Below are 15974 nucleotides of genomic sequence, written 5' to 3'. Positions count from 1 at the left end.
CATTCGATGACATACCAGCACAGCTACGCCCGCTCCATCGCCGATCCTGCCGCCTTCTGGGCCGAACAGGCCGATCACCTGGCCTGGTACCGCAAGCCCCTGCAAACCCTTGTTGAAAATGCCGATGGCAGCCACCAGTGGTTCGCCGACGGCCGTCTCAACAGCTGCTACCTGGCCCTCGACCATCAGATCGAACAGGGCCGTGGCGAGCAGACCGCGCTGATCTATGACTCGCCGGTAACCGGCAGCCAGCAGCAGTTCAGCTACAACCAGCTGCGCGATGAAGTGGCGCGCCTGGCCGGCTTGCTGCGCGAGCTTGGGGTCGAGAAGGGCGACGGGGTGATCATCTACATGCCCATGGTGCCCCAGGCGGCCATGGCCATGCTCGCCTGTGCGCGCATTGGCGCGGTGCATTCGGTGGTGTTTGGCGGCTTTGCCGCCAACGAGCTGGCGCTGCGCATCGACGATGCCCGGCCCACCCTGCTGCTGACTGCTTCGTGCGGGCTGGAATTCGACCGGGTCGTCGACTACAAGCCGCTGGTCGACCGCGCCTTGCAACTGGCCAGGCACCAGCCGCGCCAGGTGCTGGTGCTGCAACGCCCGCAAGCCACCGCAACCCTGGTCGAAGGCCGCGACCTCGACTGGCTCGAAGCGGTGGCCACGGCCAGAGCAGTGGCGCCGGTGGAACTGGCCGCCGCTGACCCGCTGTACATCATGTATACCTCGGGCACCACCGGCAAACCCAAGGGGATCGTGCGCGAAAACGGCGGCAACGCCGTGGCCCTGAGTTTTGCCATGCGCCATATCTATGGCATGCAGGCGGGCGACGTGTGGTGGGGGATTTCCGACGTTGGCTGGGTGGTTGGCCATTCGCTGATCGTCTACGGGCCGCTGATGAATGGCTGCACCACGGTGTTCTACGAAGGCAAGCCGATCCGCACCCCGGATGCCGGCGCCTACTGGCGGGTGGTCGAGCAGTACCGGGTCAACGGCCTGTTCTGCGCGCCCACCGCCATGCGCGCGATCCGCAAGGAAGACCCCGACGGCGAATTGCTGCGCCGCTATGACCTGAGCTCCCTGCGCCAGCTGTTTCTGGCCGGCGAGAAGCTTGATTCCAGCACCCATCAATGGCTGGAGGCCACCAGCGGCAAGACCGTCCACGACCACTGGTGGCAGACCGAAACCGGCTGGCCGGTGACCGCACCGTGCGTGGGTATGGAGGGCAGTGCAGCGCGGCCGGGCTCGAGCAACCGGGCGGTGCCGGGCTACAACGTACAGGTGCTGGATGATGACGGGCATCTGCTCGGCGCCAACCAGCAAGGCTCGATCGTCATTGCCTTGCCGCTGCCGCCTGGCTGCAGCCAGACCTTGTGGGGCGACCACCAGCGCTACCTGGATGCCTACCTGAAGACCTACCCCGGCTATTACCACACCGGCGACGGCGGCTATCTGGATGAAGACGGTTTCGTCTACATCATGGGCCGCACCGACGACGTCATCAACGTCTCCGGCCATCGCCTGTCTACCGGCGAGATGGAAGACCTGGTGGCCCGCCATCCGGCCGTGGCCGAGTGCGCGGTGATCGGCGTGCACGACGAGATCAAGGGCCAGGTGCCACTGGCGCTGGTGGTGCTCAAGGACGGCCAGGACCTTGCCCAGGCGCAGTTGCAGAGCGAGCTGGTGGCCAGCGTGCGCGAGCAGATTGGTGCGCTGGCCTGTTTCAACCAGGTGCGGGTGGTCAAGCGCCTGCCCAAGACCCGCTCGGGCAAGATCCTGCGCGCAGTGCTGCGCAAGATTGCCGATCAGCAGCCGTATACACCGCCTTCGACCCTGGATGATCCGGCGGTGTTGGTGGAGATTGAAGCGGTGTTGGCGAGCCTGGCGCGGGTTGGGTAGGGCTTTCATCGCGGGTCAAGTCGAGGCGTCGCACCGCCGCTCCCACAGGACCTGCACCAACCTCAAGATCACTGTCAATCCTGGACTGCCCCCAAAAAGCTGGACAGTTTTAACCAGCAGCCTGGCGCAACTGCCCCAACCGGCTACGGGTGCGGGCCAGGTCGCTGGCGCTGCCGCCCAGGCTTGCGGCCAGCGGCAGGTTGCCGATCAGCACCAGGTGCTTGTCCTGGTCGTAGAGCACGTCCACCAGGTTGACGAAGCGCTGCTGGGCGGCAATCGAGCAGTCTTCAAGGTTCGGCAGGCAGTCGATGATCCAGTGGTCAAAACGCCGCGCCAGCTCCAGGTAGTCGATCACCGCGGTGGGTTGCTCGCACAGCTCGACAAAGTCAAAGCCCACCGTGCGCTGCTCGCTCAGGCGGGCGCGCAGGGTGCGCTTGCCAACCTCCAGTAAAACCGGTGCGTCACCTGGCTCGGGCAACTGCAGGGCCTGGCGCTGTTGGCGGCTGCCCGGCCACAGGTAATGGCCCTGGGTAAAGCGCTGCTGGCCAGCCGCGCCGGGCAGGCTGCGAAAGTCTTGCTCGCCGCCGACTTCCAGCACTTGCATACGGCTGTTTATCAGGCGGATCACCGGCTCGAAACGCTGGTGATACAGCGGGTTGGGCAGCAAGCCTTGCGGCGCGTAGTTGGAGGTTACCAGGAGAAAAATCCGCCGCTCGAACAAGGCCTGGAACAGCCGGGTGATGAGCATGGCATCGCCGATGTCATGCACGTGGAACTCGTCGAAACACAGCACCTGGCAGTCGTCGAGCAACTCATCCAGGGTGCAGGCCAGGGCGTCGTCCTGCTGGCGATGATCAAACATGCCCTGGTGCAGGCGGGCGAAAAAGTCATGAAAGTGCAGGCGGCGCTTGCGCGCCTGGGGCAGGGCCTGGAAGAAACCGTCGAGCAGCCAGCTTTTGCCGCGCCCGACCGCGCCGTACAGGTACAGGCTGCGCGCCTGGCCGCTCTCAATTTGCGCTGCCTGGGCCGCCATATGGTCGATGACGTGCAACTGGCTGGCGCTCAGGGTGTAGCCGCGGGCTTGGGCCTTGGCGGCAAAATGCTGACGAACGGTCGCCGCCACGCTGTTGTCTTCGGCCACCGGCGTGCGTAAGCGACGCCAGGCGCGCAACGGCGAACGTATCCAGGAAGGGGGCAGGGCAGGCAAACCGGGCTCCTCGGGGCAACGGCACTCAAGGGCCAGCTTGAGCGAGGGCGGCTAATTTAACCAATATGAATAAGGCCGGCCAGCGATCTCTGAACGGGATAAGTGATGGCTTCTATCGCGGGGCAAGCCCGATCCTACAGATAGATCTTGTACGGGGCTTATACATTTCCCTGCAAACTGGCAGGTTTTTCCTTCACTGCTACCCTCAAGGTCAGATCACTCCTGCGTTGAAGGATGACAAGGTGAAGGGACGCTCTTTGGCGACGCTGCTCGGGCTGAGCATGGCCAGCACGGCAGGCGCCGCCGATTTCATGGTTGAAGTCAAAGTGCAAGTGGAGCGCGGCTGCCTGCTCATCCACCAGCCCCGCGATGCCGGCGCCCAGGCCCTGGGCGTGCTCGATTTCGGCCGCACGGCGCGGCTGGACGACCCGGCCGGCCCGCTCAGCAGCCAGTTGCTCGCGCTACGCCCGCCACGCCTGGAATGCAACCCCGACACCGCTTACCAGGTGCAGGTCGATGGTGGCCAGCACGGCGGCATCGGCGAGGTGCGTTACCTGGCCAGCAACCAGCCTGCGGCGCAACCCATACCCTACCGTTTGTACCAGGACCCGGCCTGGCGCCTGCCGCTGCCGGTCAATGTTGCCCAGCATGCGCGGGTGCCCGATTCGGGCTCGGTGGCGCTGCCGTTGTATGCGCGTATCGACCGTCTGGCCCAGGTGCCGGCGGTGGGGCGTTATTCGGACCTGCTCAAAGTCACCGTCACCTGGTAACCGGGGCGGCGCCTGCTAAAGGAACTGGCAGTATGAAACGGGTATTGCTGTTGACGGTTGGCCCACTGCTGTTGCTCAGCCCCGATGCTTTCGCGGCCATGAGCGGGCATATCCAGGCGCGCCTGGTGATCAGCAGCGCCTGCCAGATCAGCGGCGGGCCGGGCACCCTGGAAACCCCAGGCGGCGGTGTACTGGATTTTGGCAGCCAGGGCCCGAGCTGGACCAACCCGCTGCGTTCCGGCATCGAAGAGGCCACCGGTGACGGCAGCCTGCAGGTGCGCTGCAACCCGGCGGTGCGCGCCTTTACCGTGAGCATCAACGGCGGTGCCAACGGTGATGGCGCCACCCGGCGCCTGAGCAATGGCCGCGAGCTGATCCCCTATGAGCTGTCTGCCGACCCGTCGGGCCGGGCCCGTTACAACATCGGCCAGACCCGCAATTTTTCGGTCAGCAGCGCCGCGCAGATTCCGATTCCAATCTACGGTGCAGTAGTCGCCCATCCCAAGGCGCTACCGGCCGGCATTTACCGCGACACCCTGATGGTGACCCTGGACTGGTAATACGCAAGGAGTGACTCATGCACCCGAACCTCTCACGCTTGATTTTCGCAGGCCTAGGCCTGGCGCTCGCCACCCAGGCCCAGGCGGCCACGGTAACCGGCAACATCACCGCCACCCTGACGCTGATCGCCAGTTGCCAGGTCAACGGGGGCGGCGGTGCCAGCGGCCTGAACTTCGGTACGCTGAACTTCGGTACCCAGGAAGCGCTGTTCACCACTGCCGGCGGGCAGGTGCTGGGCGGCGGCGGTGGCGCCATGAGCATCCTCTGTTCCAGCGGCACAGTGCCGGTGATCAAGGTGCGTGCCGGCGCCCACGACAGCCAGTCGCCCGGCGGCAGCCGCGCGCTCTACGACGGCGTGGCCAACTACGTGCCGTATGACTTCTACACCGATTCAGGGCATACCCAACTGCTGGTCATCGACGGCACCATCACCTTGCCGACCAGTACCGGCGTGGCCCAGACGGTCAACCTGTATGGCCAGGCCAAGGGCAAGGCGGGCCTGCCAGCCGGGGTGTATACCGACACGGTGGCGGTCGAGCTGAGCTTCTGAACCGTGCCCCGCGCCTTGCCCGCGCTGCTGGCCCTGGCCGCCTTCAGCGTACCGCTGCCCTTGGCGGCGGTGCTGACCAGTACCTTTCAGGTCAGCGCCACGGTGGCGGCCGGCTGCCTGGTGGTGGGCGGCGTGAGCAACTACGGCAACCTCAATTTCGGCAGCTATTCGGCGCTGTCGACCAGCAGCGTCACCACCGCCCTGGGCGGCACCACAGTGACCCTGCAGTGCACGCCGGGAGTGAGCTTGAGCATGAGCGTCGATGCCGGGCTGAACAGCGCCAGCGGCACGCGCAACCTCAAGCGCAGCAGCGGCACCTCGCTGGTGGCCTACCAATTGTTTCGCGACGCCGGCTTCAGTCAGAGCCTGGGCATCAACCAGAGCGTGGCGGTGAGCTACAGCGATCCGACCACGATCAAGTTGCCGGTTTACGCCCGGGCCCAGTTGACCGGCAACCTGCCGGCCGGCAGTTACACCGATGTGGTGCAGGTGGTGCTGACCTTTTGAACGGCGCCGCCAGATGAATATGACAATAAGGAGAGTGTGCATGGAAGTAGGCGCCGGCAGTTCGCGCTTGAGCTACACCCTGTTGAGCTGTGCCCTGGCGCTGTTGTGCAGTGCGCCGTTGCAGGCCGCCACCTCGGTACTGATCTGGCCGATCGATCCGGTGCTGGAGGCCAATCAGAAAGCCGGCGCGCTGTGGCTGGAGAACCGTGGCGATGCGCCGGCCAACCTGCAGGTGCGGGTGTTCGCCTGGCGCCAGGGCGAGTTCGACGACCAGTACCAGGCCCAGCGCGAGATTATCGGCAGCCCGCCAGTGGCCAACATCGCCCCGGGGCAAAAGCAGCTGATTCGCCTGACCCGCACCGGCAGCTCGCCGGTGGGCCAGGAGCAGGCCTACCGGATCATCATCGATGAAATTCCCCCGGCCTTGCCGGCTGCGGCCAGCGCCGACAAGGCCCAGGCGGCGATCCGCTTCCAGATGCGTTATTCGGTGCCGCTGTTCGTCTACGGTGAAGGTTTGTGGGGCAAGCCTGACCCCAGTGGCCAGCGCGGTGACAGTGCGGTGGGCAAGCCGTTGCTGAGCTGGCGTCAGGTCTCTGTACAAGGCAAGCCCTATGTGGAAATCCGCAACAGCGGCCCGGTGCACGCGCGCCTGACTGACGTGGTGCTACAGCAGGGCAGCCAGAGCCGGCCGCTGGTGGAGGGTTTGCTCGGCTATGTGCTGCCCGGCGCCAGCATGCGCTGGCCGGCGCCGCAGCCATTGGGCGCCGCTTCAGTGCTCAAGGGCCGGGTCAATGGCCAGGAGCCAGCGCAAACCCTGAGCCAGGGGCAATGAACGACAGTTAGCAGCACTACAGGGGCCAGGGAGGACCCGGTAATGGTCGGATACTGTGTGTGAGCATCTCTTCGGCGCTGCGGGCCTGTGGCCTGACCGTGCTGGGCTGTGGATCGCTGCTGGCTGGCGAACTGCCGCCGCCCCCGGCCAGCCTCGAGGCGGTCGCCGATGCGCCGTTGTTCCTGGAACTGCTGGTCAACCAGATGAGCAGCCCTGAACTGGTGGCGGTGCAGCAGCGCGCCGGGCGCCTGTACATGGCCACCGCCGACCTGCAGGCAGCTGGCATTGAGCTGCCCGGCGAGTACGGTGACGAAGTGGCGCTGGACAGCATCCCCGGCCTGCACACCGACTACGACAGCCAGGGCCAGCGCCTGGTGCTGCAGGTGCCACCGGCCTGGTTGCCGACCCAGCGCATCGGCAGCCGCCAGCTGTATCCGGCCAGCGAAGCGCGCAGCAGTTTTGGCGCCTTGCTCAACTATGACCTGTACTTCAACGATACCGACGACGGTGGCCGCTACCTGGCGGCCTGGAACGAGCTGCGCTTGTTCGACAGCTGGGGCACGCTGTCGACCACCGGCCAGTGGCGCCAGTCCCTGGGCGGCAACGACTACGCCGACAGCCAGGAAGGCTTTCGCCGCTACGACACCACCTGGCGCTACACCGACGAAGCGCGCCTGCTGACCCTGGAAGTCGGCGACGTGCTCAGCGGCGCCTTGCCCTGGACCAGTTCGGTGCGCCTGGGCGGCCTGCAACTGTCGCGCGACTTTGCCGTGCGCCCGGACCTGGTCACCTATCCATTGCCGGCCTTCGCCGGGGAAGCGGCGGTGCCGTCCTCGGTGGATCTGTTCATCAACGGCTACAAAAGCTCCAGCGCCGATTTGCAGCCAGGCCCCTACACCCTGACCAACGTGCCGTTCATCAACGGCGCCGGCGAGGCGGTGGTGGTGACCACCGATGCCCTCGGCCGGCAGGTGTCGACCACCTTGCCGTTCTATGTCACCAGCAGCTTGTTGCAAAAAGGCCTGGCGGACTTCTCGCTGGCCGCCGGCAGCCTGCGCCGGGACTACGCGCTTCGCGACTTTGCCTATGGCCCGGGGGTGGCCGCCGCCAGTTTGCGCTACGGCCTGAGCGACAGCTTCACCCTCGAAAGCCACGCCGAGGCGGCCGAGTCCCTGGCCCTTGGCGGGCTGGGCGGCAACTGGCAGGTGGGCAACTGGGGCGTGGTCAATGCGGCGCTGAGCCAGAGCAGCTTCGACAGCCGCAGCGGCCAGCAACTGAGCGTCGGCTACCAGTACAACAGCCAGCGCCTGGGCTTCAATTACCAGCGCCTGCAACGGCGCGGCGACTATGCCGACCTGTCGCTGGTCGACAGCCCCTACACGCGCCTGAGCCAGCGCAGCGAACAGGTGACCATGAGCGTCAACCTCGAACGCTACGGCAGCCTCGGCGCCGGTTACTTCGATGTGCGCGCCGGTGACAACTCGCGCACCCGCTTGCTCAACCTCAGCTGGAGCAAGCCGTTGTGGCGCAACAGCAGCCTGTACCTGTCGGCCAACCGCGAAATCGGCGACAGCCAGTGGGCGGTGCAGGCGCAACTGGTGATTCCGTTCGACCTGCGCGGCACCCTGAGCTTTAGCGTTGAGCGCAACAAGGAGGGCCAGAACCAGCAACGGGTCAACTACAGCCGCGCGGTGCCCAGCGAAGGTGGCTTGGGCTTCAACCTCGGTTACGCCGACGGCGACCGTGAGGCTTACCGTCAGGCCGACGTCACCTGGCGCCTGCAGTCGGTGCAACTGCAGGCCGGTGCCTATGGCAGCAGCGACAGCATGACCCGCTGGGCCGATGCCAGCGGTTCGCTGGTGTGGATGGACGCCGGGCTGTTCGCCGCCAACCGTATCGACGATGCCTTCGTGGTGGTCAGCACCGAGGGTTTTGCCCAAGTGCCGGTACGCTACGAAAACCAGCTGGTCGGGCGCACCGACAAGAACGGCCACCTGCTGGTGCCCTGGAGTAGCGCCTACTACCGCGCCAAGTACGAGATCGACCCCATGGAACTGCCGGCCAACGTCCAGAGCCCGCAGGTCGAGCAGCGGGTGGCGGTGCGCCGGGGCAGCGGCTACCTGCTGGAATTCCCGCTGCAACGGGTGGTGGCGGCGAGTATCGTCCTGGTCGATGGCAACCATAAGGAACTGCCCCTGGGCAGCCAGGTGCGCCATGAGCAGAGCGGGGCGCTGGCGGTGGTCGGCTGGGACGGGCTGGTGTACCTCGAAGGGCTGGCCGCGGACAACAGCCTGCAGGTGCAGATCGCCAACGGCGGCAGTTGCCGGGTGCAGTTCAAACTGGCACCCGAGCAGGACCAGGTGCCGCTGATCGGCCCGCTGGTGTGCCAATGAAGCGCCTGCTGATGCTCCTGGCCGTGCTCGCCAGCCCCCAGGTGCACGCGTTGTGCTCGGTGATCGATACCGCGCCGGCAAGCTTTGGCAGTGTCAGCTCGACCCTGGTGCGCACCACCGTGCAGTCGGCCTCGACCCTCAATGGCGGGCTGCAATGCACCGGCTCGCTGGTCAGCCTGCTGGCCAGCGACGATCACTTCTACGCCACTTTCACCCCACCGGCCGGCAGTACCGGCCTGCTCGGCCCCACGGGCGATGTGATCGGCTACACCCTGTACGCCAACAACACCACCAACTACCCGATCGCCCGCAGCCTGCCTTACGACTTTGCCCGCAACGGCATCCTCGATGCCTTGGGCCTGCTCAACGGCACCACGCCCAAGTCGGTGCCGCTCTACCTCAAGAGCCTGAGCGGCAGCAACGTCGCCGCCGGCCTTTATCAGGAAGTCCTGACGGTGTACTGGAACATCAGCTACTGCTGGGGCATCGGCATCGGCAGCATCTGCCTGGGCCGGCAGAACCTCACCGGCACCACCAGCCTCACCGTGAGCCTGACAGTCACCAATGACTGCCAGATCACCAGCCCCAACATCAGCTTCGGTAGCGCGCCGGTGGTCGGCGGCTTCAGCACGGTCAACAGCAACGTCAATGTCTCCTGCACCAAGGGCAGCAACTACACCGTGGGCCTGGACGATGGCCAGAATGTCTCCGCCGGGCGCCGGCGAATGAAGTCGGCGGCCAACAACTATATGGCCTATGACATCTTCAAGAGCGCCGGCAGCGTGCGTTGGGGCAGCGTCACCACGGCCCGGCGGGCCAGCAGCGACGCCGATATCAACCCCGGTGTGGGCACCGGCACCGGCAGCCAGATCTTCAACTACAACGCCAAGGTCTACACCGACCAAGCCACACCGCCCGCCGGCACCTACCTGGACAACGTGATACTCGACGTGCAGTTCTGAGCCCGTGCGCCTTCGCTCAGCCACCAGTAACCCAGGGCCACGGCATTGAGCAGCGCGCCATAGGCACACACCAGCAGCCAGCCGCCCCAGGCATAGGCCAGGGTCGAAGTCAGCGCGCCGAAGGCACTGCCCACCGAGTAGAACAGCATGTAAGCAGCGGTCAGCCGGCTGTGGGTGGCTTCAGGCAGGCGGTAGATCAGGCTCTGGCTGGCGACGTGCACGGCCTGCAGGCCCAGGTCGAAGACCACCACGCCGAGCAGCAGCGCCCACAGCGAATATTCAGTCAGGGCGATGGCCGCCCAGGACGCCAGCATCAATAACAGCGAGCCGCCACTGACCCACTGGCCCAGGCCGCGACCCACCAGCGCCCCGGCCCGCGCCGCCGCCAGTGCGCCCGCCGCGCCCGCCAGGCCGAACAGGCCCACTTCGCTGGTCGACAACGACAGCGGCGGGGCGCTCAGGGGCAACACCAGCGGCGTCCACAGCACCATCGCCGAGGCGAAGCTGAGCAGGGCCAGCACTGAGCGCCGGCGCAGCAGCGGTTCATCGCGCAGCAGCAACGCCAGTGAATGCAGCAGCTCGCGGTAACTGCCCGCCGCCTGCACCGGTTGTTGCCGAGGCAGCACGCGCCAGAGCAGGGCGGCAATCACCAGGGTCAAGGCCGCCGACAGCCAGTAGATCGAGCGCCAGCCGGCGAGGTCAGCCATGGCCCCGGACAAGGTACGCGCCAGCAAAATGCCAATGACGATGCCGCTGGTGATCACCCCCACGACATGACCGCGTTCGCTAGCCGCCGACAGCGTCGCGGCGTAGGCCACCAGTACCTGGGTGACCACCGCCAGCAGGCCGGTCAGGCCCATGCCCAGCAGCAGCCAGGGCGTGCTCGGCGCCCAGGCGATCAGCACCAGGGCCAGGGCCGAGAGCAGCGACTGGCCGACGATCAGTCGCCGGCGGTTGAGGCGATCGCCCAACGGCACCAGCAACAACAGGCCCAGGCCATAGCCGACCTGGGTCAGGGTCACCACCAGGCCGACCAGGCCGGGGTCGATGGCAAATTCCCGGGCCATGGCTTCGAGCAAGGGTTGCGCGTAGTAGACATTGCCCACAGCCAGGGCGCAGGCCACGGAGAACAGCAAGATGACGGCGGATGACATTCGGTGTTGGGGCTGCATGGGGTCGATCCTTCTGGTTGCATAATGAAACCAGTTGTACGCTAGAGAAACTGGTTTTATATTGCAACCACTTTCACTGGCGAGATTTCCCATGGTCCAACGTACCCGCCTGCAAGACGCCGAATGCCCGGTGGCGCGTTCCCTCGATGCCATTGGTGACTGGTGGTCGCTGCTGATCGTGCGTGATGCCTTCGATGGCCTGAAGCGCTTCAGTGAGTTCCAGCGCAACCTGGGCATGGCCAAGAACATCCTCAGCACCCGCCTGCGGCAACTGGTCGAGCACCAGATCTTCGAGCTGGTGCCGGTGTCCGAGGGCAGCGCCTACCAGGAATACGTGCTCACCGAGAAAGGCCTGGGCCTGTTCCCGTTGATCGTCGGCTTGCGCCAATGGGGCGAGGCGTTCTACTTCGCCGAGGGCGAGGCCCATTCGCAACTGGTCGACCGCGAACACGGCAAACCGGTCAAGGCCCTGCAGTTGCGCGCCGCCGACGGCCGCCTGCTCGGCCCGCACGACTGCGTGCGCCTGCCGGCCCGGGGCTGAGCCTGGCAGCCAGCTACAACCTTCACGGCAGCCACGGGCAAGACGGCCATTGCCAGCGCGCGCAGAGTAGGACCACTGTCATCCTTCTGCTCGAGGTCTTTTGCCATGTCGCTCAACGACACGCTCAGTGCGCACCTGAATCGCGGCACGGTCGGCTTTCCCACCGCCCTTGCCAGTACCATCGGCCTGATCATGGCAAGCCCGGTGATCCTCACCGCGACCATGGGCTTCGGTATCGGCGGCAGTGCCTTCGCCGTGGCCATGCTGATCGCGGTGGTGATGATGCTGGCGCAGGCGACCACCTTTGCCGAGGCGGCGTCGATCCTGCCGACCACCGGCGCGGTGTACGACTACATCAACTGCGGCATGGGACGTTTTTTCGCCATCACCGGCACGCTGTCGGCCTACCTGATCGTCCACGTCTTTGCCGGCACCGCCGAGACCATGCTGGCCGGGGTCATGGCCCTGGTGAACTTCGAGCACCTCAACACCCTGGCCGAATCGGCCGGTGGTTCGTGGCTGCTGGGTGTCGGCTTCGTGATCATCTTCGCCATCCTCAATGCCTTTGGCGTCAGCGCCTTCGGCAAGGCCGAGATCATCCTTACCTTCGGCATGTGGACCACGCTGATGGTCTTCGGCGTGCTCGGCCTGATGGCCGCGCCGGCGGTGGAGCTGGAGGGCTGGTTCGGCGTGTCGCTGGTCGGCACGGACCTGGTGACCATCCTCTCGCTGGTGGGCATGGCCATGTTCATGTTCGTCGGCTGCGAGTTCGTTACGCCGCTGGCGCCGGATTTGCGCCAGTCGGCGAAAAGCATGCCGCGGGCCATGGCCCTGGGCCTGCTGGGGGTGGCGACGTGCATGTTCATCTATGGCGCGGCGATGAAGCGCCAGGTCGACAACGTGCTGCTCGACGCCGCCAGCGGCGTGCACTTGCTCGACACGCCCATGGCCATCCCGCGCTTTGCCGAACAGGTGATGGGCGATATCGGCCCGCTGTGGCTGGGCATCGGCTTTCTGTTCGCCGGTGCGGCGACCATCAACACGCTGATGGCCGGGGTGCCGCGGATCCTCTACGGCATGGCCGTGGACGGCGCCTTGCCCAAGGTGTTCACCTACCTGCACCCGCGCTTTAAAACGCCGCTGCTGTGCATCCTCGTTGCCGCCCTGATTCCGTGCCTGCATGCCCTGTGGCTGGGCGGCAACACCGACCGCATCATGCACCTGGTGCTGGCGGCGGTGTGCGCCTGGAGCACCGCGTACCTGCTGGTAACGCTGTCGGTGGTGATCCTGCGCATTCGTCGCCCGGACCTGCCACGGGCCTATCGCTCGCCGTGGTTCCCGCTGCCGCAAATCCTCTCGAGCGTCGGTATTGTCCTGGGCATGTGGTTCATCACCCCGCCGGGCATGGACCCGGCCGACATCTACGTGCCCTTTGGCCTGATGCTGGCCGGCACCGCGGTGTATGCGCTGTTCTGGACGCTACTGGTGCAGAAGGTCAACCCGTTCAAGCCGGCTTCGGTGGAAGAGGTGCTGGCGCGCGAATTCGCTCATCAACCGGGGACTGCACATGGCTATTGCCCTGCGCCAACTGTGGCAAAGGCTGTCTGATCGGGCGCCGGCCGGCTATCGGCCGGGGCTGACCCTTGAAAAGCTGCAACGCAACCTTGGCCTGGACAGCTTCGAGGTGCTCGGCCCGGGCTTTGGTCGCTTCAACTGGGCCGGGCAGGCGGTGCAGGTGCGCGAGCGCTGCGAAGCGCAGTTGCTCATGCACCTGGTGCTGAGCGAATTCAGCCTGAGCCTGCCTGCCACAGGGCAGGGCAGCGCCCACCTTGAACTGCACCACAGCGGGTCGTTGCGCCGCAGCGGCCTGCGGGTTCAGCTGCGTCAGGGCGAGCCGGCGTTGCAGGCCGAACTGCAACGGCGCCTGCTGGCCGATAGCGCATTGCTGCAGGCGCTGATGCCGCTGGACTTCAAGCGCCTGCGCCTGCACAGAAGCGACGGCCAATGGACCCTGACCCTCGAGCACATCGGCGCCAGCGAGGTGGTCAACCGCCTGCCGGCCTTTCGTCGCTACATTCGCCTGAGCCCCGAACAACGCCAGCACCTGCTGGCCGCGCTGCAAGGCGTGCCGGGGCTGTTGGCCGGGCTCTGAGCCGGCCATCTGGCATCAAACCTGCTTCCACTCTGGCTGCTTCACGCAAGTTGCGCGCACATAGATAACATGTTAACTATTGCCCAACAAAAACAAGATGCCATTGTGGAGGTACCCATGAGTATCCATCACGCCAGCAGCCCTGCGCTGGAACGCTGGAACGCAACGATGCAGAACATCTGCGGGGTGTACGAGACGGAACTGGCGTTCAACCCCTCGCTGTTCATCGGCGAGATTTCCACCTGGTCGCGCGGCGGCCTGGCCCTGGCCAATCTGCGCACCAACGCCGGGCTGATCCGTCGCAAGGGCCTGAACAGCGACCGCGACAACGACCAGCATTGCTTTCTGGTCAGCCAGCGCACCGGCTTCTCGCAGATCACCCAGAACGGCGTCAGCATCCAGCTGGCACCCGGCGAAATGCTCCTGATGGACGCAGCCGGTGCCTGCGAAATCATGCCCTTCGGCCTGATCGAGCACGCTTCGCTGTCGTTGTCGCGGGCCGAGGTGTGCAAGCAGCTGGGCAGCGACAGCCGCACCTTCGGCAAGATCTCCCAGACCCGCGCCTGCGGGCGCATGCTGCACCTGCTGATGGACCAGCTGTGCAAAGAGCAAAGCGCCGGCGAAGACGAGCAGGGCGAAGGTCAGGCGCTGCACAGCGCCTTCCTGTCGCTGCTCGGTTCGGCCCTTGAAGGCAGCGACGACCTCTGCGCGTTGCCGGCCTCAATACAGGGCGCCAACCTGCGCAGTTATGTGCAAAAAGTCATCGATGACTCCCTCGGCCAGGCCAACCTGACCCCGGTCAACCTCGCCAACCGCCTGAACATTTCCGTGCGCCACCTCTACCGCCTGTTCGAAGAGCAGGGCGACAGCGTCTGCCGCTACATCCAGCGCGCGCGCCTCAAACGCAGCGCCGCCGACCTCGCCAACCCGGTGCTCAAGCGCGAGTCGATCACCACCATTGCCTACAAATGGGGCTTCACCGACTCGGCGCACTTCAGCCGCTCGTTCAAGAAGCAGTTCGAGCAGTCGCCCAAGGACTACCGCGCCAGCAGCCTGGCCTGATCAGCGTTTGATCGTTGCTGGCTTGACCGCAGGATGCGGTCTGTATAGGCTCGTCCGACCTGGATACCTACCGATAGGTAGGTAGAGCACCAAGCGCCAGCCAGGTCCCGTTTTTATCTGGAATCAAGTCTATGCACAGTGCAGCCTCCACGCCGACCGCCCGGGTCGGCTTCGCCATTTCCCTGGCCCTGATCGGCGCCCTCGGGCCCTCGGCGGTCGACATGTACCTGGCCAGCATGCCAAGCATCGCCAGCGAGTTCGCCACCTCTTATGCCGGGGTGCAACTGACCCTGACCGTGTTCCTCCTGGCCATGGGCGCCGGGCAGTTGTTGTTCGGGCCGCTGGTCGACACCCTCGGTCGGCGCCGGCCGTTGCTTGCCGGTTTGCTGGTGTTTGTCTTGAGCTCGCTGGCCGCCGCTGCCGCGCCCGACCTCAACAGCCTGCTGCTGGCGCGTTTCATCCAGGGCCTGGGTAGCGCCCTGACCCTGGTGGTGATCATGAGCATGGTCCGCGACGTTGCCGAAGGCGCGCGGGCGGCGCAGATCTTCGCCTTGCTGATGACCATCGAAGGCCTGGCGCCGGTGATCGCCCCGGCATTGGGCGGCTTTGTCGGTGCGCACTTTGGCTGGCGGGCGATCATGCTGGTGCTGGCGGCATTGGGCGTGCTAGTGCTGATCAACTCGGCGCTGATGCTCAAGGAAACCTTGCCCGAGGACAAACGCATGGCCTGGCAGCCTCGGGAGTTCTTGCGCACCTACGTACGGATCGCCCGCGACCGCCAGTTCCTGCGCCCGGCCCTGGCCTTGTCGGCGGTGTTCTTCTTCTTGTTTGCCTACATCGGCGGGGCCGCTTTCGTTTACCAGCATCACTTCGGGCTGTCGGTCGAGGCGTTCGGCACCTTGTTCGGCGCCACCGGCGTGGCCATTCTGCTCGGCGCCATCACCGCGGGCCGCCTGGTGGCGCGCAAGGGCCTGGTGCGCCTGGCCCGCTGGGGCGCTGCGTGCATGCTGGTCGGCGCCGTGCTGGTGCTGGCCGGTGCGCTGAGTGCGGCGGGGCTGGTGGGTATCGTTGCCGGCATGGCGGTTGCCATGTTCGGCCTGGGCATTGCCGAGGCCACGCTGATGTCGCTGGTGATGTCTTCGCAGAGCACCGCGCTGGGCTCGACTGCTGCGTTGCTCGGTGCCTTCCAGTTGATCATTTCGTCGTTCGCCACGCCATTGTCGGGCATCATGGCGCCTTTGGGCGCGGCGCACTGGGCGTTGTTGCTCGGCCTTTCGGCGCTGTGCGTGGCGCTGCTGGTGCACATCAGCACCCGCCATGCCGAGCCGCAGGTGCACAGCCTGGCTGGGCATTGATCCGTATTTGTTGG

The 15974-nt window shown here is 65.8% G+C and carries 15 protein-coding genes; 13 read left to right on the top strand and 2 right to left on the bottom strand.

The genetic code is table 11. From position 1 onward, the window contains the following. Window positions 1-6 precede the first annotated feature (6 nt). Window positions 7-1896 carry a propionyl-CoA synthetase gene (locus LOY54_RS16235; RefSeq protein WP_258607168.1) on the top strand — a complete coding sequence of 630 codons (1890 nt, stop codon included), beginning with the start codon at window positions 7-9 and terminating at the stop codon, window positions 1894-1896. 109 nt (window positions 1897-2005) lie between these two features. Here LOY54_RS16235 and zapE read toward each other — a convergent pair whose 3' ends face one another. Next, complete coding sequence (zapE, locus tag LOY54_RS16230) at window positions 2006-3103, bottom strand: cell division protein ZapE (protein WP_408980514.1); 1098 nt, start codon at window positions 3101-3103, stop codon at window positions 2006-2008. A gap of 242 nt (window positions 3104-3345) precedes the next feature. Between zapE and LOY54_RS16225 the strand changes: the two genes are divergently transcribed. The 7 genes from LOY54_RS16225 to LOY54_RS16195 all read left to right on the top strand — a co-directional run bounded on the left by LOY54_RS16225 (window position 3346) and on the right by LOY54_RS16195 (window position 9678). After that, a complete protein-coding gene (locus LOY54_RS16225; RefSeq protein WP_258607166.1) occupies window positions 3346-3873 on the top strand; it encodes a spore coat U domain-containing protein in 528 nt (175 codons plus the stop codon). A 32-nt stretch (window positions 3874-3905) separates the two neighbouring features. Next, on the top strand, window positions 3906-4433 hold the full coding sequence (locus LOY54_RS16220) for a spore coat U domain-containing protein (RefSeq protein WP_258607165.1): 528 nt from the start codon (window positions 3906-3908) through the stop codon (window positions 4431-4433). Between the two features lie 17 nt (window positions 4434-4450). Further along, on the top strand, window positions 4451-4984 hold the full coding sequence (locus tag LOY54_RS16215; protein ID WP_045194058.1) for a spore coat U domain-containing protein: 534 nt from the start codon (window positions 4451-4453) through the stop codon (window positions 4982-4984). Between the two features lie 3 nt (window positions 4985-4987). Beyond that, window positions 4988-5491 carry a spore coat U domain-containing protein gene (locus LOY54_RS16210; protein ID WP_093381657.1) on the top strand — a complete coding sequence of 168 codons (504 nt, stop codon included), beginning with the start codon at window positions 4988-4990 and terminating at the stop codon, window positions 5489-5491. A 40-nt stretch (window positions 5492-5531) separates the two neighbouring features. Further along, window positions 5532-6323, top strand: a complete 792-nt coding sequence (locus LOY54_RS16205; RefSeq protein ID WP_093381660.1) for a molecular chaperone — start codon at window positions 5532-5534, stop codon at window positions 6321-6323. A 65-nt stretch (window positions 6324-6388) separates the two neighbouring features. Next, window positions 6389-8716, top strand: a complete 2328-nt coding sequence (locus tag LOY54_RS16200; RefSeq protein ID WP_249744440.1) for a fimbria/pilus outer membrane usher protein — start codon at window positions 6389-6391, stop codon at window positions 8714-8716. Beyond that, window positions 8713-9678 (top strand): spore coat U domain-containing protein, encoded by a 966-nt coding sequence (locus LOY54_RS16195; protein ID WP_258607164.1) that lies wholly within the window; start codon window positions 8713-8715, stop codon window positions 9676-9678. The genes LOY54_RS16200 and LOY54_RS16195 overlap by 4 nt, the downstream gene beginning before the upstream one ends. Here LOY54_RS16195 and LOY54_RS16190 read toward each other — a convergent pair. After that, window positions 9642-10850, bottom strand: coding sequence for an MFS transporter (locus tag LOY54_RS16190; protein ID WP_258607163.1), 1209 nt, complete (start codon window positions 10848-10850; stop codon window positions 9642-9644). The two genes, LOY54_RS16195 and LOY54_RS16190, sit on opposite strands and share 37 nt — an antisense overlap. A 91-nt stretch (window positions 10851-10941) precedes the next feature. Between LOY54_RS16190 and LOY54_RS16185 the strand changes: the two genes are divergently transcribed. The 5 genes from LOY54_RS16185 (at window position 10942) to LOY54_RS16165 (ending at window position 15960) form a co-directional block, all read left to right on the top strand. Then, on the top strand, window positions 10942-11391 hold the full coding sequence (locus LOY54_RS16185; RefSeq protein ID WP_213604068.1) for a helix-turn-helix domain-containing protein: 450 nt from the start codon (window positions 10942-10944) through the stop codon (window positions 11389-11391). 105 nt (window positions 11392-11496) lie between these two features. Continuing rightward, window positions 11497-12999, top strand: a complete 1503-nt coding sequence (locus LOY54_RS16180) for an APC family permease (RefSeq protein ID WP_045194052.1) — start codon at window positions 11497-11499, stop codon at window positions 12997-12999. Next, on the top strand, window positions 12959-13543 hold the full coding sequence (locus LOY54_RS16175; protein WP_258607162.1) for a DUF3156 family protein: 585 nt from the start codon (window positions 12959-12961) through the stop codon (window positions 13541-13543). Before LOY54_RS16180 ends, LOY54_RS16175 begins: the two co-directional genes overlap by 41 nt. Before the next feature lie 117 nt (window positions 13544-13660). Continuing rightward, a complete protein-coding gene (gene feaR / locus LOY54_RS16170) occupies window positions 13661-14605 on the top strand; it encodes a transcriptional regulator FeaR (protein WP_195884416.1) in 945 nt (314 codons plus the stop codon). A 131-nt stretch (window positions 14606-14736) separates the two neighbouring features. After that, window positions 14737-15960, top strand: a complete 1224-nt coding sequence (locus LOY54_RS16165) for a multidrug effflux MFS transporter (protein ID WP_045194049.1) — start codon at window positions 14737-14739, stop codon at window positions 15958-15960. The last annotated feature ends 14 nt before the right edge of the window (window positions 15961-15974 follow it).

It is taken from the genome of Pseudomonas sp. B21-032 (assembly GCF_024748965.1).
GTDB lineage: Bacteria > Pseudomonadota > Gammaproteobacteria > Pseudomonadales > Pseudomonadaceae > Aquipseudomonas.
The sequence above is the reverse complement of the archived record's forward strand: the minus strand, read 5'-3'. Positions and strand labels throughout refer to the sequence as shown.